The following is a 19,993-nucleotide window of genomic DNA, read 5'->3' as shown; positions in this document are numbered from 1 at the left end:
GCCCTAACTTTGTTCGTGTGAGATTTTGATTAAAATGAAGTAAATTAAGTTAGATCTTTCACGGTTTTCTTTCATCAAATGCTCCTGTTCTATTAAATCAAAAAGAGATGATGATGAATAATCTTGAAAAGTGGGAAAAATACATTTCTCAACCGAAACTTTCCCATATTTCGATAAAAATTGCGAAATTTCTGTTAAAGATCTAAGATGGGCATAGGGGAAGGTTTTTTTACTCAAAATTCGAGAAACCTGATCAGATTTTGAATTAAAAAGGCCGATAATGATAAAACCGTTTGAATTTATAAATTGAAGGCAGTTTTCAAAAACTCGTTCCAGATTTTCAATAAATTCCAATGAAAACATCAAAGCCAAAGAATCGAATTTCCAACTTTCATCTTCATATTTTTTCCGAGATAGTATTCCTTCCTTTTTCCGGATTAACTTAATATTTTGAGGTTTTGGGAGAAAATAAGACTCACCGCTCGTATGAATGAAGTTGGTAAAGGGAAGTTTTTTCTTTCGCGCAATCTCTAGCATTGGGAGGGAACTATCGATTCCAGTAACATCAAAGCCTAACGAAGAAAAAAAATTGCTCCAACGTCCTGTACCGCATCCAACTTCAAGCAATTTACCTCGCGGAAGATTTCTTAGTAGTTTATCCATTGAAGCTTTTTCAAAATAATCTATGTATTTCCCTTCCCGGGTACGATAAATCGTGTCATAATCGTTAGCAATTTCTGGATCTAAGAATGGATTGGTCATATTAAGCGATCCTCCGAAAAGAATAATAATTTTCCTTTGTCATGTTGGACGGTTACAACTTCAAGTGCTATGTTACTTAGTGTGAGTGAAGTTAAATTTAATTGAGTGCCATTTAATGGGAATTTACATCCTGTAATCGACACCCCCGAACATTTTTCTAATGGAATTAATGAAAATGTTGAATTTGATTGTAAATGGAACTGATTTATCTTTCTTTCTTTTAAAGCTATTAAAGTACCTGAAGAAGTAATCATTTTGATCCGCATTGGGGCCATGAATAAGAGCAAGGTATTAAATAAAAAGTGATCCATCCTTGCCCCATCAGCATTTAATAGAAAAATCTCTTGATAATTTTCTTTTAGGGCAATTGAAATAGCAATTTCGGTATCAGATTGATCCTTATCTTTAGGATAATTACATTTTAAAGAAGAAGAATATCTATCAAGAATTTTCGGATCAACTGAATCAAAATCTCCAATGATCTTTTTTACAGGGAGATTTAATGTACTGCATATTTCTAATCCTTTATCCACTGCAAATACGTCAAAATTCGTTAAATTTTTACCCATAATTCTTTCAATAAAGTTTAAGTCCATTTGAGGAGAACCACAAATCATGAATAATCTATTTTCAACCACTTATCTCACAATTTTAATAGAAACAATTTGAGATAAAAATATGTAAAAAAAAGTTATGAATTCATTTTTCTATTAATTATACTGACGAAAGGGAGGGATTAAATCCTCGGGAAATGGCGCTTTATAAGGGCGATTTTCAGTCCATTGCTTAAAATCTTCTTTGGCTTTATGAACCAGATCAGAATTTGTCATGAAATCAAGTGCTGATAATGCTAGTACTTTAGCCGCGAGAATCATTCCTTTATGGCCAATACTCATTCCAGAAGATGCTGTAATTTGCCATGAGTGGCCTGGTGTTCCTATGGGCATACAAGATGCCATAAATTCTGCAGTTGGCATTTTCCAGCATAAATCACCTACATCGGTCGATCCACCCATTACACTGCCCTTTCCAAAATTATATATTATTTCATCACAGAGTGGTTTTTTGATGAGATTTTTCATCTGTTCTAATTGATTGTTAGGGATGTATTTAAGATGTCCTTCCGCGGAACCCTTAGGAAAGGTTTTTTGTAGTTCTAAAGCAAATTGCACGTCTTCAACATCAAATTTAGGGGGACCGACAAATGTGAGATTTTGATCGATAATTTCTTGGACCGAAGGGGTATATCGCGTATTAAAAGTTCCACTTAAAACATCGATCTCCAATTCAGTTTCGGTCATCATGGCAGCCCCTTTTGCTACTTTTATCACTCGTTCATAAAGCTCATCCACTTGATGACGTTTTGGAGATCGGACAAAATACCAGACTTCAGCATTCGCAGGAACGATATTTGGAGCATCCCCTCCTTTGAGAATACAATAATGGATTTTTGCTTCGGAAATCATGTGTTCACGTAAGTAATTGCAACCTACATTCATTAGTTCCACAGCATCTAATGCACTTCTTCCATTATAGGGATCTCCAGCAGCATGGGCGGTGATTCCTTTGAATTTAAAGATCACTGAATTCATGGCATTTGATGTAATATAAGTGACCGAATTAATATCTGCAGGGTGCCATGTTAATGCAACATCTACGTCATCAAATAATCCTTCTTTGATCATGTATCCTTTGGCATTAAACATTTCTTCTGCTGGTGTACCATAAAATCTGATTGTTCCTTGAATTTCTCCTGCTTCAATCAATTGTTTTATTGCCAAACATGCTCCAACTCCTGCTGCACCTAGTAGATTATGTCCGCATCCATGTCCGGGCGTTCCCTCATTTATTGGGTTTTTGAATGGTGTAGTATCTTGATTTAAGTTGGGTAAGGCATCAAATTCCCCTACTATTGCGATTATAGGTAATCCAATTCCGTACGATGCAATAAATGCAGTAGGCATTTTGGCAAGGTTTTCTCTAACTGTGAAACCTGCTGTTTTTAATGCTTCAACTAAAACTTTGGATGATTTTGTTTCTAAAAGCCCTACTTCGGGTGTCTTCCAAATTTTTTGCCCAATGGCAATTATCGTCTGCCTATGGGAATCGATCCAATCTAGTATTTTTGACTTCATTCAGCTGTTTAATGAATGTGGTTTTATAAATCATACTTATAAGGTAAACAAAAAAATTTCATCGTAGTGGAAGATTTTAATCAGTCAATTGAATAACTTAAAATAGATCTCTACTTTTTAGGAACTTACTTATTATCACATATATGTTAGGGGTGCTTGATATTTCACATAATCAGGCTGAGAAAATACCCTTGAACTTGTTCTGGATAATACCAGCGTAAGGAAACAACTTTACTATAAAAATGTGCTCTGTTTCTTTATGCGTCACATTTTTTTTATAGGAAGGAGAAATATAAGCTACTTTCTTATGCTGTACTGGTAGTGATTGTCTCTCTTAAACAAGGTAAATAATTAATTGAAAGGCGTGCGTTACTCAGATGAAAAAAAAAATGAATTATGGTGCAAAATTCTTTCTTTTTGCCCTTATATTAGTTCCTCTTGTGGGATCCCGATGGAATATTTCTGTTGCAGCAAGTATTAACAACAATTTTGAGTCGAGTTCTGATACATTATTAACAATTTACACATATGAATCACTTTTAGCAGATCCAGAATATGATTTCATTGATGCCTATGCAAACTATAGTGGAATTTCGAAGGACAGTATTCAGATAGAATACTTAGAGGATGCAAATACAATTGTTTCTAGGGCTGTTTTGGAGAAAGAAAATCCTGTGGCGGATGTTATTATTGGAATTGATAATGTTTTGATCCACACTGCTAAGTCACAGCAGATTTTAGCTCCTTATGAGTCTCCTACTTTATCAAACATTTCTACTGATTTAGTTCAATATTTAGACTCCGATTTTTATGTTTTGCCATATGATTACGGAATAATTGCGTTGTATTATAATACTATGAATATCAATAGTACTTCAAATCCAGAACTTAAAGAATTGACTTTACAAGATATCCTCGATTATGATTTGGATAAACAATTGATAGTTGAGAATCCTACCTTAAGTTCACCCGGTTTGGGTTTTTTATTGTGGACTATTGCAGTTTTTGGAGATCCTTCAATTGGATTTGAAGGTCTCTTAAACCAAGATTGGCGTGATTGGTGGAATAAAGCATCTAGTGATATTCGAATTACTCCAAGTTGGGGGGCAGCCTTCACTGAGTGGTATGAAGAAGGATCTAATCGATCTATGATGGTTTCATATGGAACAAGTCCAGCATACAGTGCTTGCTTATATAACGATCCTTCTCAAAAAGCGATTGTTTCCCATGAAAAAAATCAAGAAAATGCTTGGTTACAAATTGAAGGGTTAGGTTTAGTTAAGGATGCGCCTCATGAAGACCAAGCCAAGGATTTTATTGATTGGTTTTTGAGTGATGAATTACAAAATAATATTGCAGAACATAATTGGATGTATCCGGCTAATAGCAACGTCAATGTCTCTTCTACATTCGCAGATGCTGTAATTAGTCCTGCTGATGTCACCATTCTCAATGACTTAATCACTCCTAAGATGTTAAATGATAATCTCGAATCTTGGAAAGTCGGTTGGGAAGAATTGATTGTTGCTAAGTCTGTTCCAGGTTATTCAAGTGGATTTTTCATGATTGCTTCATTGATTGGAATTGGTATGAGTACAATTTTCAAAAAACGTACATAGGAATTTAGCAATGAAAACTCAAATTTTGGGTAAAAATCAGGGATCCACCAAAAAAAAGGCTGATTATAATCTTATTTATAATCGTTTTTTAGTGATTTTTGCTTTTTTGGCAATTGGTTCGTTTTTGCTTGCCTTTTTTTATATTCCACTATCAAAAATCATGCGATATGCTTTTGTGAAAGATCAGACCTTTTCTTTTTCCGAATTCTCAGAAATCTTTACATCTTCTCTAAATCTTTCGGCGATAAGCTTTTCAATATTTCAAGCTCTTCTATCCAGTTTGATTTGTTTCCTTTTAGGGTTTCCCATCAGTTTTTTCATGGCAAAATATACATTTCCAGGAAAAAAATTGCTTTTAAATATCATGACTGTTCCATTTGTTCTTCCCTCCATTGTGGTTCTCCTTGGTTTTATTGTCGTTTATGGGGAGAATGGTTGGATTAATACTTTGTGGAATATTATTACAGAGAACGATTTTCCCTTAATCAAACTATTTGGTTCTTTTCAAGGAATTTTATTAGCTCATGTGTTTTATAATATCTCGGTTGTTATTAGAATGCTAATTCCTGCTTGGGAAAATATCGATTATGAACAAATTGAGATTGCACGATCTTTAGGTGCCAATAGGTTTGTATGTTTCTTCAAAATAATTCTTCCCCAGATATTTAATTACATTTTGTCATCATTTTTACTCATTTTTACATATTGTTTCAATAGCTTTGCTATAGTGTTATATTTGGGAGAAGCTCGGTTTCAAACAATTGAAGTGCGTGTTTATCGTTTAATGACTTCATCGTTTGACTTTTCTGGTGGTGCATCATTAGCTTTACTTCAATTACTTATCAATAGCTTAGTCATAATTCTCTATTTATTTTTTGAAAAGAAAACTCGGCAAATGGCAAGGGGGAAGAATATCTCCTTTTCGAAAATTGCTATCCAATTTTCAAGGAAGCATTGGAAAAATAATCTTTTTTTAGCATTATTTATTATTCATGTCATACTGGTTGCATTGTTTTCAATTCTACCGATATTAGCTGTAATTATTGCTTCATTTATTCCGTTTAAATCCGGTATCTCTATTTTTTGGGGTTATGGCCAATTATTTTCATTTTCTCCAAATTCATTACTTGGAACTTCCCCCATGCGGATAATATTGAATACTTTTTGGTTTGCGAGTCTAACGATGATCGCAACTTTGTTCTTTTCATTGATGATCGTATTTTTGTTAAGAAATCGTTACCAAAAAATAAATAATTTTCAAGTTTCACGGGCTGACAGTCTCATTTCGTTTCTTATTATTATTCCAATGGCTACATCTTCTATTACTCTGGCTATTGGATTGTTTTTACAATTCCAAACTTCTATTTTATTTGCCGGAAGTGTTTGGATCATAATTATTCTCGCTCATGTATTAATTAGTATTCCATTTACAACTCGATCGATCCTAGCAAGTTATAATCGCATCGATTTAGATTTGTTGAATATTGCTGCAACCTTAGGATCTTCGCGTATACAAATTTTTCGCAAAATTGAGTTGCCTTTAATAAAAAACGGTTTGATTGTGGGGGCCATCTTTTCCTTTGCCATTAGTCTTGGAGAATTTGGGGCAACTAATTTTTTAGCTCGATCTGAGTATGGGACTCTGTCAATTGGAATTTCGAAACTTTTGTTTTCCAGAACATTGCAATTACCAGCTTCAATGGCAACTATTCTAATTATTATTACTGTTCTTTGCTTTTTTTTTATTCACAAAATTGGAGACATCGATTTCAAGGTTTAAACTTATGGCAAAATTAGAACTTAGAAATATAAAAATGAAATACAATGATAAATTTATCCTAGATCATTTAGATCTTATTGTAGAAAATGGACAGATTTTAGTTCTATTGGGGGAATCTGGCTGTGGAAAAACAACTTTGCTGAAGATTATATGTGGGATAATTGAACCTGAAAAGGGAAGGATTTTCGTTGATGATGTAGATATAACGAGTTTAAATCCTCAACAGCGGAAAATTGGATATGTACCTCAATCTCAAGTGCTCTTTCCTCATATGTCAATTAAGAAAAATATTGAATTTGGATTATTAGCTCAAAAATTTTCAAAAAAAGTTATCCCTGAATTAATCTCCAATGTTGTCAACCTTACTCAAATTGAGTCTATATTGAACAGATATCCTCATGAGATAAGCGGAGGACAGAAGCAACGCGTTGCTTTAGCGCGAGCCCTTGTTGTATCCCCAAAAATTTTGTTACTTGATGAACCCTTATCCAGTATCGATGCTTCTAATCGTGAATCTTTAGCATTGATGATTCAACGCGTTCAGAGAACTACCAAAACTACCATTTTATACGTTACCCACAGCCAAGAAGAAGCTCGTTTAATTGCTGATCAAATTGGGATTATTCATGGAGGAACTATTCAACAAGTGGATGATTATTTATCGCTGAGAAAATATCCAAAAAACTATGTAATCGGGAAAATTTTGGGTTTAGATAATTTATTTTCTGTATCATCCTTCACTACTTTAGAGAACATCTCTAAAATTTTCACAGACATAGGTTCTATTGAATTTTCCATACCTATTCCTTCCACCATTACTGGAATTCAGCTTCCTCCTCACTTATTACATATTCACCAGATCGGATTTGATGCTCCATCCTCAGATATACCATCCTCTTTATCATTTCAACACCAAGGGAAGATTACATCTCTTCAATTTGGATCAAATGAGTCAATTAATCTCATCGTTGAAATTTTTGAGCCAAAACCATTCTATTTAAAAATTTTCTGTCCTTCTTCTGATAAAATGGATTCATTTTCCATAGATCAGAAAATAAACGTGTCAATTTTAATCACCGACATTATCTTTTTATAATAATTATGCATCAATCGGGTAAGTTTTTAAAATAAAGCTTGAATGCAGACTAAAAAATTGTCGGGTGCCTAAAGCTTTTTATTTGTCAATCTTTATATTAGAAAACATGGCAAAGATACTTTCGTTATTGGGAGGTTTACTCGCCCTTGCTGGAGCTATTGGAAGCCTATTCCTAGGTCTCCTTGGATGGTATAATGTCGGTACTACTTTTACTTCGTCAATTGGTGGTAGTGCTGGAACAATTATTCCCTCTCCATTGGATATTCTTGGTTTAATTCCAGGCGTTTTAGTTGTTCTCGGAGGAATTTTATGTTTTATTCCAAAAAAAGCCACATGCGCTATAGGTGGATTCTTAATTCTAGCTGGTGTTATTTTCTTTTTAGTAACTCTTTACTTGGATGCTGGTGATTTTGGATTTTTCTGGGGTTCTTCCGGTCATGTAGGTTATGGACTTATGGGATCCTTTGTCGGGGGACTATTAGCTTTCATTGGTGCCTTCGTTGGAAATGAATAAGAAATAAATAAAAAGAATTAATTTCATTTTTTTTTGTAATTACAATATTTATTTTAACCTTTTTTTAATATCAGCCAAATATTTGGTGTATTTATCATTTTTACTGGACAGTTTTTCAGCATTAATTTTTGCTCTCTCCATTGCCCATTTTGTTTTATCAGCCATTTCCAGTTGTTCATAAGTTAAGCCTAGGAAGTAAAATACCAATGGATAATTATAATCAATTTTTATTATTTTCATTAATTGGCGAATACATTGAGCATATTTGCCCATTTTATAATAAGCTAATCCCAAGTGTAAAACAACCCGGAGAGTTTTTCCATCATCTTTTGGATATTTATTCTGTTCCAAGATATCCCAATAAATATTCATTGCCGCTTCAAAGTTTTGCTGTTTGGCTAAATTTTCTGCACGATTAAACTTTTCTTCAAATTCTGGATCGATCTGTTCTGGTTGATCGAGTGTTTTTCGTTGTGAATCTTGTTTTTGTTGCTTTGATCTTTCCTTATCTGCTTCTTTTTGGGCAACATACTCTTCAAAAATTTGAATGATTTTAATATCATACTTTTCATGACAAACTGGGCAGTTTTGACTATGAATAATCCATCGTTTTAAACATTCTCGATGAACTAAATGAGCATTAGGACATCCAACGTAATTTTGCTCTAAAATATTTTCTCCCATACCAAAATTTGTCAGTTCAATGGGCATGTGGCAGATCATACACGAAGTGCTCGATGATTTTCCAACTGATGAGGGCAAAATATTATTGTTATTGGATTCCACTATCTAGTATGTGGATAAGAAGTTCTATTTAAGATGATCTTTGATATGTTCATTCGAGCCGAAAAATTTTTTATCCATTAGAAATTCATTTGATTGGAAGGAAAAAGATTTCGATATTGAATTTAGTCGGATTTGTTTTTTTCACTTTCTAAGGAAAGGCCCGTTGTCTAGCCTGGAAGGGCGCTGGGTTGCGAACCCAGTTTTCGAGGGTTCAAATCCCCCCGGGCCTACTTATTAACTCCTTTATTTCATTGATCCGCAAAATTATTTATGTATAGTGGAACTTGAATATAATAACGAATGAATCTGCTCGAAACTATTTTGTTTACCAGTATTTATTCAATCTTCTTTTTTTTCTGGGTCTTGATTTTCACAAGAACGAGGCAAAATAATACAAAAACTAATCGAATATTATATCTTTTTCTGATTTTCTCAATGTTTCCATTAGTTGGACTAATTTTGGTAGATAATATAGAATTGTATGAAATTGGGACATTTTCAGTATATATATCCTTATTTTGTTATGTTCAAAAAGATTCAAAGAGTGATAATAAGTTCTTTTCAGTTATTATTCAGCTATTTTGTCTTTTTGTGCATCTTACCTTTGTTATCATCTTTAGACTCGAAAATTTTTATAATCTTATTGTTTTCCCAAATATTGGTGTTGCTTTCAGCCTTTCGCTTTACAAGTACATACGATTTTTTAAACAAACGAAAAAAAAAAATCAAAATCTCATTGATCACAAAAATATCTCCGATGAAATAGAAAAATTAATAGAAAAATACAAATTTATATTGAAAGACTATAATTTTGAACAGGTGAATTTGATTAAATTAATTTTAAAGGAAAATTCCGAAAAATGGTATCAATATTCTGAAAATATTCAAGAGATGTATCTGAAATCTTTATTACAGAAAAAAATCATAGCAGATGTCTAAATATTTTTAAATTTGGCGTAATTATGTTGTTTTAAAATAATTTCTGGTTGAAGAACTGCTTGACCAATTTTTTGAAAAATGTTTTCAATTCCTTCTCGAGTCTTGGAAGAAATTACTATGTGATCAATGATATATTGTGAATTTTCTATTTGTTGAAATAATATCTGCCATTTTTTTCGATAATACTTTATGTCTGTTGGCTGAGTTAAGTCCTTTTTAGCACCTCCTATGAGGATGGGCATGTAGGGATTTTCCTTTTGCAAAATAGTAATCCAATACTCCAGATTTTCAAAAGTTTTTGGTCGATTTAAATCATAAAGAATTATTGCGGCTTTTGATCCGATAATGTAGGAAGAATGCATGAAATGAAAACGTTTTTGACCCCCAAGATCATAAATAAGAAAAGTAATTTCTTGGTCGGGAGAAGATTTAATTTGAACTGGAAAACATGCAAAATCGACTCCAATCGTAATTTTTGATGCGTAAGAAAAACAATTTGTTTTCATTGAATTGATCAAGGTTGTTTTTCCTGTTCCACCATCACCTGCGATGACAATTTTACAAATTTTTTTATACATAATTAGTTCTTTAGGGCAGGATTAAAAAAATCCGAAAAAAATACTTTTTTGGATTCTTCAAGCTTGGATCATATTTTCTGAGGAAGAAATAAAATTTTTGGCTGTTGAAATGATATCAATCGGTGGAATTTCAAAATTGTCACTTATTTCTTCAACTTCATGCTCTAAATGTCTGGGTTTGGTTGTTTGAACTATTTGAGACGGTTTTAAAATATCTCCTGTAAAAATTTGTTGGATTTCTTGAATATAATCCTTTTTTAGATTTCCAGTATTTGGTGCTTGATAGCTTTGTGGGGGTTTACTTTGTTTACTTGGTGGTGGCGGTGGAGGTGAAAATGAAGATTGTGTTGTGGAATAAGATGGATTGGCATTTATAGGAGGTATAAATTGAGAATAATTCATGGGTATCATTTGAGGGATTTTAGGTACTTCTAATGCCTTCAACAATAATTCTTTAAGAAATTCATTATCTTCCTTGTTTTTTTGTTGCAATTTTTTGATTTCATCTTTAAGACTAGCGACTTCTTTTTTTTGGTCTAATATTGATTTTATCAAAATTGTTTCTTTATTTTGAATCATTATTCCAGAATCGACTTGTTTTTTCAATTTTAAGATGGGATCATAAAAATCCAATTTTCTGTTTAACTTTGTTGCAAAATTTGGGATTCTAATTTTAGATTTTTCCTTTAAGTTACTGTTTTTTATCTTTTTTTTTTTTATTTCTTTCCTAATTACTTCATTTGTCAAAGTTTTTTGAAATGAAGATACCACAAGGTATAATGAGAGTTAATATATTTATTATAAACGACCTTTATGATTTAGTAAACTCGAATTAAGGTCATTTCAACTGAAATAAGGAAGGTGTTTATTAAGAAAAAAAATGATAAATTATGTTCAAAATCGTAGTCCTACAACTACTATATGCAAAAATATGATCTCTTTTTGAAAAGAAATGTTGGAAATCAACATTGGCTTATTCTAAATCGTAAATCTTTAATCTTTTCCTTCCTTTTAAAAACTCAGAATATCTCAGCTAGAAGCGTTTTTTTTTAGTTTGAGACTCACAAAATTAGATGATATCAATATGTCAGAAGAAAGAATTGTATACATGTTCGATGAAGTAGATCCATCCAAATTCAAGACTACTTCCGAATTGAAAGAATTTTTCGGCGGAAAAGGTGCCGGATTAGCAAATATGACCTCTTTAGGGCTTCCAATTCCATATGGTTTTGTAATTCCTTGCAAACATAGTTTACACTATGCAGAGCATCACGAGATGCCAAGTGCTTTAAAAGATCAAGTAAAAGAGAGTATAGCGAAACTTGAAAAGAAAAGTGGGTATGTCTTTGGTGATATTAACAAACCTTTACTATTATCTGTTCGATCTGGGGCACCCGTTTCCATGCCTGGAATGATGGATACTGTATTAAACTTAGGAATGTCCAAAGCAATTGCAGAAAAAATGGCTGAATCCAATGAACGTTTCGCTTGGGATTCTTGGCGCCGATTTATTATGTCTTATTCTGATATCGTAAAAGAGACGGGTCGAGAACCTTATGATGAAATCATGGAAGATTATAAAGAAAAGAAAGGTAAGAAACTTGATATCGAATTAAGCGCTGCAGAAATGAAAGAATTAGGCGATTTATATTTAATTGAATATAAAAAATTATTAAGTACAGAATTTCCAGAAGATCCATGGGTTCAACTTTTTGGTGCAATTAATGCTGTGTTTGTTTCATGGGATAGTGAACGTGCGGTAGCCTACCGGAAAATGAATAAAATTCCAAACTATGGGACTGCAGTTAATGTTATGAGAATGGTTTTTGGAAATTTAAATGATGATTCTGGAACAGGTGTCTTGTTCACCCGATCTCCAATGGATGGAGAAAAGAAAATTATGGGTGAATTTTTAATAAACGCTCAAGGTGAAGATGTTGTTGCAGGGGTTCGTACTCCAATGAGTATGGATGATTTACAAAAAGAAAGACCTGAGATTGTTGAAGAAATTTTTGGATTGGCTAATAAATTAGAAGATCATTATAAGGATATGCAAGATTGTGAATTTACGGTTGAAAATAAAAAACTCTTCTTCTTGCAAACTCGAGTGGGCAAACGAACCGCAAGTGCTGCAGTGAAAATTGCCATTGATATGATGGATGAACAATATATCGATGAAAAAACCGCAGTTCTCCGAGTGGCCCCTGAAAAAATTGAAGAATTATTGCATAAACGTATTTCTCCTACTGAACGTAAATCTCCTATTGTAAAAGGATTCAATGCTTCCCCTGGCGCAGTATTTGGAAAGGCTGTATTTGATTGTGGTAGAGCAATTGAGATGAAAAAGGCAGGAGAAAAAGTTATTTTAGTTCGTAAAGAAACCAAACCTGAAGATTTCCCCGGTATGATTGCTTCCATAGGAATTTTAACTTCTCGTGGTGGAAAAACCTGTCATGCTGCAGTGGTTGCTCGTGGGATTGGATTACCTGCAATTGTTGGAGCGGGTGATTTGGAAATTGATGAAGAAGCTGGTATTGCCAAAGTTAGTGGTGAAGTGGTTTTCAAAGAAGGTTCGATTATATCCATCGACGGATTGGCTGGTAATGTTTATGTTGGAGAAGTTGATGTTGTTGATCCTGAAATAACTGCCGAATTCCAACGTTATTTAGAATTATGTGATAAATACCGTAAATTAGGTGTACGAACGAATGCAGATACTCCACAAATGGCTAGCGATGCTATTAAAAATGGTGCTGAAGGTATCGGACTCTGTCGAACTGAGCGAATGTTCAATGCTGAAGAGCGCTTACCTAAAGTTGTCGATATGATTGTTGCCGAATCCTTAGAAGAACGTGAAAAGGCTTTAAATGTTCTCTTACCCCTCCAGAAAGGTGACTTTAAGGGAATTTTCAAAACTATGAACGGGAAGCCAGTCACTGTGCGATTATTAGATCCTCCATTGCATGAATTTTTACCTGATTATAAAACAATGTTGATTGAGTTTACCGAATTACGAGTAAAAGGAGATCATGGCGATCGTTTCAAGGAATTGGAATTCATGATTCGGAAATATGAAGAGTTAAAAGAAGAAAATGCTATGCTTGGACATCGTGGGGTTCGTTTAGGTAATACCAACCCTGAAATTTATAAAATGCAAGCTCGTGCTCTAATTGAAGCTCTGATTGAATCTCAAAACGATGGAATTGATGTTCATTTAGAAATAATGTTACCATTAGTCTCTCATGTCAATGAATTCACTCGTTTAGTCTCAATTTTGAAACCACTTGCATCTGAAATTATGGCAAGCGCAAACTTCACTCCAAAGAATACGATTAAATGGGGAACTATGATTGAAATTCCTCGAGCGGCTTTAACATCTAATGAAATTGCAAAGCACGCTGAATTCTTCTCCTTTGGAACAAACGATCTCACTCAAATGACTTACGGATTTAGCCGTGATGACGTTGAAAGCAAATTTTTGATGAAATATATCGATGAAATTGAGCCACCAATTATGAAAGACAATCCTTTCGAACACTTAGATCCTAATGGAGTCGGAAAATTGGTTGCTATTTCCGTAAAAGATGGCCGATCTACCCGACCTAATTTGAAGGTGGGTGTTTGTGGTGAAACTGGTGGAGATCCCGATTCAATTTTGTTATATCACAAATATGGTTTAAACTACGTTAGTTGTAGTCCTTTCCGAGTACCTGTTGCTAGAGTTGCAGCTGCTCATGCAGCAATTTTAGATGAACAAGGTAAACTATAATACGTTTTTTAATTAATAATTAAAAAACTACAAATCTTTTTTTTTTAAGAATTTTCTTTTTTTATAATTTCTAATCATTAAATGAGAAGCAATAAACAATCCTGCAATTGCTACGGAAACTAAGATATAATATATTGAATTTTTTGAATCCTCAAAATGCCTCGCTTGAGCAAATTCAATTAAATTTACATTTTCCCAAGATACTAATTCAAGCGTGTACACTTTGACATAATCAACTTTAACAACAACACCCATAGTCTTTTCAATCCAGATTTCTTTTCCGTTAACAGAAAGTGCAAAACACTCAATTTCTTGGTCAACAATTTTAATAAAATCAGTTTGGACTCCACTTTCTTCATAATATTGAAGTTGGGATGTATTGACAAAAATTGATTGATTGAATTCTAATCCAAAAAAACCAAAATCGGGTAATAAATATATTTCTTCTTTGGGATTGATTATTGAAGTATCTGATGCAGTTTCGCTTATTGAAACGTTCAAAAATGGATAATACCGTTCAATTTCTCCGATAATAGAATTATTTGTATAAATCTCCTGTATAATAAATTTAATGTAATAGTTGTTGTCTACAAAATCTACATCATTAAATTCCCAAATAAAAACATCACCATTAGATACATTGTAATCGCTTTGGCTTCCTTGACAAAAACTCATATTCCCTTGATTTTGTACTAAAATTGAAATTATTAGTAATAAAATGACTGGTTTCTGAGTTGATTTTTTCATCCTCGTTTTTTCTAAAAACTTACACCTATTTAATTTTATTTTTTTGAGATTATGCAACACATTAATGTTGTTTTTCTTTTTATCAAGAATAGAAATATTGATTAAATTCTTTTTTCATTTTACATTGTAATTTTTTATGAGTATTAGAAATAATGAGTTAAGTAATGAAGAAAAGTTAAATTTATTGCTAAGCGTGGGTCGCGGGGGAGAAATTGTAGCAGATGAAGGACATCTTGAATGGTTATTGGAAAATAGGAAACCTGGACAAATTATCGCTTATGATGGGTTTGAGCCATCCGGTAGAATCCATATTGCACAAGGATTATTACGAGCCATTAACATCAATAAATTTACAAAAGCAGGGGTTAAATTTATTATGTTTGTTGCTGATTGGCATGCTGCTGCAAATCAGAAATTTGGTGGAAATTTAGATGTAATTAAAAAAGTGGGAGATTATTTTGTTGAAGTATGGAAAGCTTGTGGAATTGATTTAGAACGCGTGGAATTCATTTATGCTTCAGATTTAGTTAAAGATCCTGCTTATTGGGAACTTGTTCTTAAAATATCAATGAATTCAAGCTTGAAGCGTGTTCTTCGCTGCACCCAAATAATGGGACGTACTTCAGAAGACTCTCTGCAATCCTCGCAAATATTATATCCTTTAATGCAGTGCGCAGACATATTCACATTAAAAGCAGACATTTGTCAACTCGGATTGGATCAAAGAAAAGTGAATATGCTTGCTAGGGAAGTTGCTCGCTCTGTTGGATACAGACATAAACCTTCCGCTATACATCATCATATGCTAATGGGGCTTGTAAAACCTCCAGAATCGGAAATGGATGAAATGGATAAAAAAATTGCTCGAAAAATGAGTAAGTCCAATCCTGATTCCGCAATTTTCATGGATGATACTTATGCTGATATTAAGCGGAAAATTAACAAAGCATGGTGTCCTCCTGGAGAGATTAAGGATAATCCAATTTTGGAATATTGTAATTTTATAATATTTGAACGTTTCGATGATTTTGAGATAAAAAGACCTGAAAAATATGGGGGAAATATTATCTTTGAGTCTTACTCGGCTTTAGAAGATGCTTATAGCCAAGAAAAATTATCTCCTGTGGATTTAAAATTGGCAGTAATAGAACATTTAGAGAAACTCATAAAACCAGTTCGTACGCACTTCGAAGAAAATTCGTATGCAAATGAGTTGATGCAGTTTGTCAAAAAAGAGATGAAAAAACAAGCACAGAGGAATAAATCTCAAAAAAAATAGTTTAATTGAGTGAATTTTAAAAACTTAAAATTTACCGTTTTTTCGTTTTTTTCTTAATTCTGCTTCCCACTTCCGACGTTTATCCCAAAATGCTTTTTGTCGTGGATTTAAAGCAATCTCTTGAAGTTGACAAAAACCTGAATCTCGTGCTAGTTTAATCCACATAGAGTTTGTTTTAAACTCCCTTCCAGTTGAAAATGCACTTAATTTCGTCAATAAGTCAGTTCTACCTAATTTATATGCTGTAATTGCTCGCATTAAATCCAGTATATATGTTAAGGTACGATGAAGGTGGGCCATATTCAATCCACGAGTATTTAATCGTTTTTGATTATAAAATGTAGGGTTTGCAGATTGACCTGCTTCAACTAAAGGTCGTTGAGCATACATTAATAATATGTCTTGCTCTGTCCATCCAGGTGGAAAATAATCGGAATTAAACCAAAATCCTTTTTTTAATTCCCGAGTTGGATGAGTTTTAAGGTGTTTTGGTGCACGAAGCAAAGGAAAAATGCCCCGATCTTGATAAAATTCCAGACTTTTCTTACAATACGTACCTGTATCACCCATCACCATCTTCCACTCTCCAATTTTAAGATTATTAAAAGCGGTAAAGGTTTTGCGGGATGCTGGTTTATCGTTCATATTGCCTGGAAAAGTCTCAAAATGTATTGGAAGTGCCCGTTTCCAGCTCCCACAATACGCATAAAGTGTCCAATGAACAAATCCAACACCAAGCTTCTTCCCTGAATGACGATAATATCCAGCATCACTATCATTATACTTTGTTGTTTTTGAATTTTTATTGTTGTTACAGTTCGTTCTGACAAATTGACCATCAAAAATCATGATTCTAGGAATGATTATCCTAAGATCAATAGCTTCACGAACTAAGTTATGAAAATAATCCATGACTCGGGAAAGAGGGATACGATTCATAATATAACTGATATCATCCGCGGAGGGAAAGTAGTAAGAATCATGTAAAATCCCCTTCAAAGGATTATCACCAATAAAATATGACATTTTTTCTAAACCTGAATAATCTTTGAATCCAAGCGGCGACGAAGTAGTTCAAATGCGATAATATCATGAAGGAACATTCCTTTGAAATGAACTCCCTGTATCTCCAATTCATCTTGAATTTTATCAAAGTAACTAAGATCATTCATTTCAAAGATATGATTGAAATATCCTGAAAATTTTGGTAGCGTGTGGAGCATATCCCACTCTGACTGCGGAAGTATGCCTTTTGCATAATCATCATAAGTTGTTTGCCCAAGATTGCGAAATCGCATGAAGTACTTCCGTTTGGGAAGAATATGTGCAATATTTCCGTATATATAATGCTCTAATCGTGTTTGGGATTTAGAAACTATCAATGAAGGGGCTTTCCGGGCGTGACGCTTGAATGGAAACCATTTAAATTTTTTATATACATAGCGATATGTCTTTGGAATCCACATTTCAAGTATTTGAGTTGATTTCAGACCGATATAATCATGTAACTGCATTTGATATATTGAAGGCCGTCGTCGATATTTGAATATTAGAATAGCTGATGCACCCCAGATATTGAATATATTAGTGTAAGGAAAACAAGAATAAAATTGTTTTGGTTTTTATATTATCTAAAATCTTGAAATTGGGCATGATTTTATGCTCATCATCAGATCATTTAAGATCCACTAATTTGGCCTAGCAAACGGGAAATTTTGTGAATGCTAAAAAACGTGTCCACTTTTGCTCGACAAAATTAAATGTGGTATAAAATGGGGGATTCAAAGCCAATGGGTGATAAATTACTAAAAAAAGTGAAAATTACAAAAAGTACGATTCACTCAATTTCGATTATTTTTTTTCTTAGTATTAAAAAATTTGAAATTGTTTGTTGGATATGAGATTACAAAACTGATGTTTTGGTATATTCTTTTTTTTTTCTACAAGAACTATACACCAAATTTTTAAGGAATTTTGGTAAAATATAATTGTAGAGTTATAAAAGTTCAAGTTATTTATCTCTAATTATTATTAGATACGATTAGACCTTTGATATGTTGGTGCAAAAATTTGGAAGAAGAAGCCCAGTTAAACTATTTATTACGTGAATTGATGCAAAAGATTGAAGGATTGGAGAGTACTGCCTTAGTATCAAGAGAAGGCTTAATTGTTTCTGCTGTTTTAGAAGAAGGTATCTCTGATATGCATATTGCTGCAATGAGTGCAATTATTTTAAGTACTTGTGAACGTGTTCTTATGGAGTTAAGAAAGGGTGAATTGGATATTTGCATTATTCAAGGATCTGAAGGTAAATTTCTCGTAATGCAGTGCGGTGCAGATTACATCATCGTTGGTGTTTTAGATGAAGACGCCCGTATGGATTTAGCATTTGTTAATATGCGTAGTACAACGAACCGTATTATGGATATTCTTGAAGATTAAGTCTTTTTTTCAAAATTTTATCCCTATTTTTTAAAATTGACCCTTATTTTAACAAAAAAAAAGGTCTTTAAATTCTTAAAATTATACAAAATATAATTGGAGAATATTTTAATAATTCTTCAATAGGCTTCCTTTTATATAACACAATAATAGTAGTTAAGTAAGTATAATTTCTATTCACTCTTCTTTTTGGAATGGACAGCTTTCCATTCAATTAATCGAAGAGATCAAAAAGGGAAAAAACATGGCCGCAAAAAAAAAAAAAACAACTTCTAAAGCAAAAGCTACAGCGAGTAAAAAGAAAACTACTTCAAAAAAAACTACAAAATCTTCACCAAAAATTGCTGTAGAAGAAGATAACGTCGATGAATTATTGAATGATCTCATGGAGGATGATTCTGATATTAATGAAGAACTATCTTCAGATGAAGAATTATCTCCTGATCAAGAAATTAGAGATCTTGAAACTTACCACGGATTATCAGCTATTCATTATGATATCAAAGATTTACCTGGTGTGGGTGCGACTATTGCAAAAAAATTGAAAGATTCGGGTTTTGGAACTGTAAACAGCATCGCGATTACCCCCAAGAGTGTAATTATGGAACAAGCGGGATTAGGGGATAAAACTGCCCTAAAAATAATTGCTGCGGCACGCGAATCGCTCAACATTGGTTTTAAAACTGCTGATTCTGTGTGGGAACGACGAAAAAATCTTGCTCGCATTAGTTCTAATAGTAAATCGATCGACGATTTATTGGGAGGGGAAGGAATTGAGACTGGTGGATTAACAGAGTTTTTTGGAGAATATCGCACCGGAAAGACACAAATTATGCATCAATTATGTGTAAATGTTCAACTTCCAAGAAATCAAGGTGGTATTGAAGGTAAAGCACTCTATATTGATTCAGAAGGTACTTTTCGACCTGAGCGAATCATTCAAATGTCTGAGGCAAAAGGATTGGATTATCGGGAAGTATTAAAAAATATCGTTTATGCTCGAGCCTATTCAAGTGACCATCAAATCATGCTAGTTAAAGACTGCATGAAAATTATCGGTGAAAAAAATATTAAATTAATTATTGTTGATTCTCTTATTTCACATTTTAGGGCGGAATTTATCGGACGGGGTACATTGGCAAATCGACAACAATTATTGAACCTACATATTCATGATTTATTACGATTGTCTGAAATGTATCCTGAATTGGCAGTAGTAGTGACAAACCAAGTCCAAAGTAAACCCGATACATTTTTTGGAGATCCAACTCGTGCTGCAGGAGGAAATGTAATTGCGCATGGAGCAACAGTTAGAATTTATCTACGAAAAGGGAAAGGTGAACAGAGAGTTGCAAAAATGATCGATGCTCCTAATTTACCAGAAGGAGAAGCAATATTTACACTTACAGAAGGCGGAATCGCCGACGTAGATTAGAAAAATTTTTTGTTTTTTTAATCCTCCTAACTGCTACTGCTCAAAGCAGTAAAATTGGGCGTATTTTTTACTCCTTTTTGACTAAACTTTTTCTAACTGAAAGTTTATTGAG

General features: G+C 33.3%; 18 protein-coding genes, 1 tRNA gene and 1 riboswitch. Of the genes, 10 read left to right on the top strand and 9 right to left on the bottom strand.

The features are described from left to right. Positions 1–3 precede the first annotated feature (3 nt). The 3 genes from NEF87_RS07580 to NEF87_RS07570 form a co-directional block, all read right to left on the bottom strand. Positions 4–762, bottom strand: a complete 759-nt coding sequence (locus NEF87_RS07580) for a class I SAM-dependent methyltransferase (protein ID WP_457919300.1) — start codon at positions 760–762, stop codon at positions 4–6. Beyond that, on the bottom strand, positions 759–1,400 hold the full coding sequence (locus NEF87_RS07575) for a thiamine diphosphokinase (protein WP_457919299.1): 642 nt from the start codon (positions 1,398–1,400) through the stop codon (positions 759–761). The genes NEF87_RS07580 and NEF87_RS07575 overlap by 4 nt, the downstream gene beginning before the upstream one ends. 72 nt (positions 1,401–1,472) lie before the next feature. After that, on the bottom strand, positions 1,473–2,897 hold the full coding sequence (locus NEF87_RS07570; protein ID WP_457919298.1) for a M20 family metallopeptidase: 1,425 nt from the start codon (positions 2,895–2,897) through the stop codon (positions 1,473–1,475). A 138-nt stretch (positions 2,898–3,035) separates the two neighbouring features. After that, a riboswitch (TPP riboswitch) is annotated at positions 3,036–3,138 on the top strand. 136 nt (positions 3,139–3,274) lie between these two features. Between NEF87_RS07570 and NEF87_RS07565 the strand changes: the two genes are divergently transcribed. From NEF87_RS07565 to NEF87_RS07550, 4 genes are all read left to right on the top strand, one after another. Beyond that, a complete protein-coding gene (locus NEF87_RS07565) occupies positions 3,275–4,516 on the top strand; it encodes a thiamine ABC transporter substrate-binding protein (RefSeq protein WP_457919297.1) in 1,242 nt (413 codons plus the stop codon). Positions 4,517–4,526: 10 nt separating this feature from the next. Next, entirely contained in the window at positions 4,527–6,296 is a 1,770-nt protein-coding gene (locus NEF87_RS07560) for an ABC transporter permease (RefSeq protein ID WP_457919296.1), read from the top strand. A 4-nt stretch (positions 6,297–6,300) separates the two neighbouring features. Next, positions 6,301–7,392, top strand: coding sequence for an ABC transporter ATP-binding protein (locus NEF87_RS07555; RefSeq protein WP_457919295.1), 1,092 nt, complete (start codon positions 6,301–6,303; stop codon positions 7,390–7,392). Between the two features lie 106 nt (positions 7,393–7,498). Further along, positions 7,499–7,906: a hypothetical protein gene (locus NEF87_RS07550; protein ID WP_371805836.1), complete on the top strand. Its 408-nt coding sequence runs from the start codon at positions 7,499–7,501 to the stop codon at positions 7,904–7,906. A 48-nt stretch (positions 7,907–7,954) separates the two neighbouring features. Here NEF87_RS07550 and NEF87_RS07545 read toward each other — a convergent pair whose 3' ends face one another. After that, positions 7,955–8,692 carry a hypothetical protein gene (locus NEF87_RS07545; RefSeq protein WP_457919294.1) on the bottom strand — a complete coding sequence of 246 codons (738 nt, stop codon included), beginning with the start codon at positions 8,690–8,692 and terminating at the stop codon, positions 7,955–7,957. 156 nt (positions 8,693–8,848) lie between these two features. Between NEF87_RS07545 and NEF87_RS07540 the strand changes: the two genes are divergently transcribed. Then, positions 8,849–8,922, top strand: a tRNA-Arg gene (locus tag NEF87_RS07540). A 205-nt stretch (positions 8,923–9,127) separates the two neighbouring features. Continuing rightward, a complete protein-coding gene (locus NEF87_RS07535) occupies positions 9,128–9,631 on the top strand; it encodes a hypothetical protein (RefSeq protein WP_457919293.1) in 504 nt (167 codons plus the stop codon). On the opposite strand, the gene NEF87_RS07530 is transcribed toward NEF87_RS07535, so the two are convergent. Continuing rightward, positions 9,628–10,209: a Rab family GTPase gene (locus NEF87_RS07530; protein ID WP_457919292.1), complete on the bottom strand. Its 582-nt coding sequence runs from the start codon at positions 10,207–10,209 to the stop codon at positions 9,628–9,630. The two genes, NEF87_RS07535 and NEF87_RS07530, sit on opposite strands and share 4 nt — an antisense overlap. Before the next feature lie 57 nt (positions 10,210–10,266). Next, complete coding sequence (locus NEF87_RS07525; RefSeq protein ID WP_457919291.1) at positions 10,267–10,788, bottom strand: hypothetical protein; 522 nt, start codon at positions 10,786–10,788, stop codon at positions 10,267–10,269. Positions 10,789–11,293: 505 nt separating this feature from the next. Here NEF87_RS07525 and ppdK point away from each other — a divergent pair. Beyond that, a complete protein-coding gene (gene ppdK, locus NEF87_RS07520; protein ID WP_457919290.1) occupies positions 11,294–13,978 on the top strand; it encodes a pyruvate, phosphate dikinase in 2,685 nt (894 codons plus the stop codon). Positions 13,979–14,005: 27 nt separating this feature from the next. Here the strand turns inward: ppdK and NEF87_RS07515 are convergent, their stop codons facing one another. After that, on the bottom strand, positions 14,006–14,725 hold the full coding sequence (locus tag NEF87_RS07515) for a hypothetical protein (RefSeq protein WP_457919289.1): 720 nt from the start codon (positions 14,723–14,725) through the stop codon (positions 14,006–14,008). Positions 14,726–14,861: 136 nt separating this feature from the next. Between NEF87_RS07515 and NEF87_RS07510 the strand changes: the two genes are divergently transcribed. Then, positions 14,862–16,004: a tyrosine--tRNA ligase gene (locus tag NEF87_RS07510; RefSeq protein WP_457919288.1), complete on the top strand. Its 1,143-nt coding sequence runs from the start codon at positions 14,862–14,864 to the stop codon at positions 16,002–16,004. 24 nt (positions 16,005–16,028) lie between these two features. Here the strand turns inward: NEF87_RS07510 and NEF87_RS07505 are convergent, their stop codons facing one another. Beyond that, positions 16,029–17,030, bottom strand: coding sequence for a hypothetical protein (locus NEF87_RS07505; protein WP_457918052.1), 1,002 nt, complete (start codon positions 17,028–17,030; stop codon positions 16,029–16,031). A 5-nt stretch (positions 17,031–17,035) separates the two neighbouring features. Beyond that, positions 17,036–17,518 carry a hypothetical protein gene (locus tag NEF87_RS07500; protein WP_457918051.1) on the bottom strand — a complete coding sequence of 161 codons (483 nt, stop codon included), beginning with the start codon at positions 17,516–17,518 and terminating at the stop codon, positions 17,036–17,038. Positions 17,519–18,053: 535 nt separating this feature from the next. On the opposite strand from NEF87_RS07500, the gene NEF87_RS07495 reads away from it, so the two are divergent. Both NEF87_RS07495 and radA read left to right on the top strand, forming a co-directional pair. Further along, positions 18,054–18,446, top strand: a complete 393-nt coding sequence (locus NEF87_RS07495; RefSeq protein WP_371805828.1) for a roadblock/LC7 domain-containing protein — start codon at positions 18,054–18,056, stop codon at positions 18,444–18,446. 244 nt (positions 18,447–18,690) lie between these two features. Further along, positions 18,691–19,881, top strand: coding sequence for a DNA repair and recombination protein RadA (gene radA, locus NEF87_RS07490; RefSeq protein WP_457919287.1), 1,191 nt, complete (start codon positions 18,691–18,693; stop codon positions 19,879–19,881). Positions 19,882–19,993: the final 112 nt, after the last annotated feature.

Source organism: Candidatus Lokiarchaeum ossiferum (genome assembly GCA_025839675.1).
Taxonomy (GTDB): Archaea; Asgardarchaeota; Lokiarchaeia; order Sigyniarchaeales; family Promethearchaeaceae; genus Lokiarchaeum; species Lokiarchaeum ossiferum.
Note: the sequence above shows the minus strand (reverse complement) of the source record. Positions and strands in the feature narration are given on the sequence as shown.

Bases quoted from the DNA above. Each gene is read 5' to 3' on its own strand.
- NEF87_RS07580 (WP_457919300.1), bottom strand. From the start codon at position 762: ATGACCAATCCATTCTTAGATCCAGAAATTGCTAACGATTATGACACG.
- NEF87_RS07570 (WP_457919298.1), bottom strand. From the start codon at position 2,897: ATGAAGTCAAAAATACTAGATTGGATCGATTCCCATAGGCAGACGATA.
- NEF87_RS07565 (WP_457919297.1), top strand. From the start codon at position 3,275: ATGAAAAAAAAAATGAATTATGGTGCAAAATTCTTTCTTTTTGCCCTT.
- NEF87_RS07560 (WP_457919296.1), top strand. From the start codon at position 4,527: ATGAAAACTCAAATTTTGGGTAAAAATCAGGGATCCACCAAAAAAAAG.
- NEF87_RS07555 (WP_457919295.1), top strand. From the start codon at position 6,301: ATGGCAAAATTAGAACTTAGAAATATAAAAATGAAATACAATGATAAA.
- NEF87_RS07550 (WP_371805836.1), top strand. From the start codon at position 7,499: ATGGCAAAGATACTTTCGTTATTGGGAGGTTTACTCGCCCTTGCTGGA.
- NEF87_RS07535 (WP_457919293.1), top strand. From the start codon at position 9,128: ATGTTTCCATTAGTTGGACTAATTTTGGTAGATAATATAGAATTGTAT.
- NEF87_RS07530 (WP_457919292.1), bottom strand. From the start codon at position 10,209: ATGTATAAAAAAATTTGTAAAATTGTCATCGCAGGTGATGGTGGAACA.
- NEF87_RS07525 (WP_457919291.1), bottom strand. From the start codon at position 10,788: ATGATTCAAAATAAAGAAACAATTTTGATAAAATCAATATTAGACCAA.
- ppdK (WP_457919290.1), top strand. From the start codon at position 11,294: ATGTCAGAAGAAAGAATTGTATACATGTTCGATGAAGTAGATCCATCC.
- NEF87_RS07515 (WP_457919289.1), bottom strand. From the start codon at position 14,725: ATGAAAAAATCAACTCAGAAACCAGTCATTTTATTACTAATAATTTCA.
- NEF87_RS07510 (WP_457919288.1), top strand. From the start codon at position 14,862: ATGAGTATTAGAAATAATGAGTTAAGTAATGAAGAAAAGTTAAATTTA.
- NEF87_RS07505 (WP_457918052.1), bottom strand. From the start codon at position 17,030: ATGTCATATTTTATTGGTGATAATCCTTTGAAGGGGATTTTACATGAT.
- NEF87_RS07500 (WP_457918051.1), bottom strand. From the start codon at position 17,518: ATGCAGTTACATGATTATATCGGTCTGAAATCAACTCAAATACTTGAA.
- radA (WP_457919287.1), top strand. From the start codon at position 18,691: ATGGCCGCAAAAAAAAAAAAAACAACTTCTAAAGCAAAAGCTACAGCG.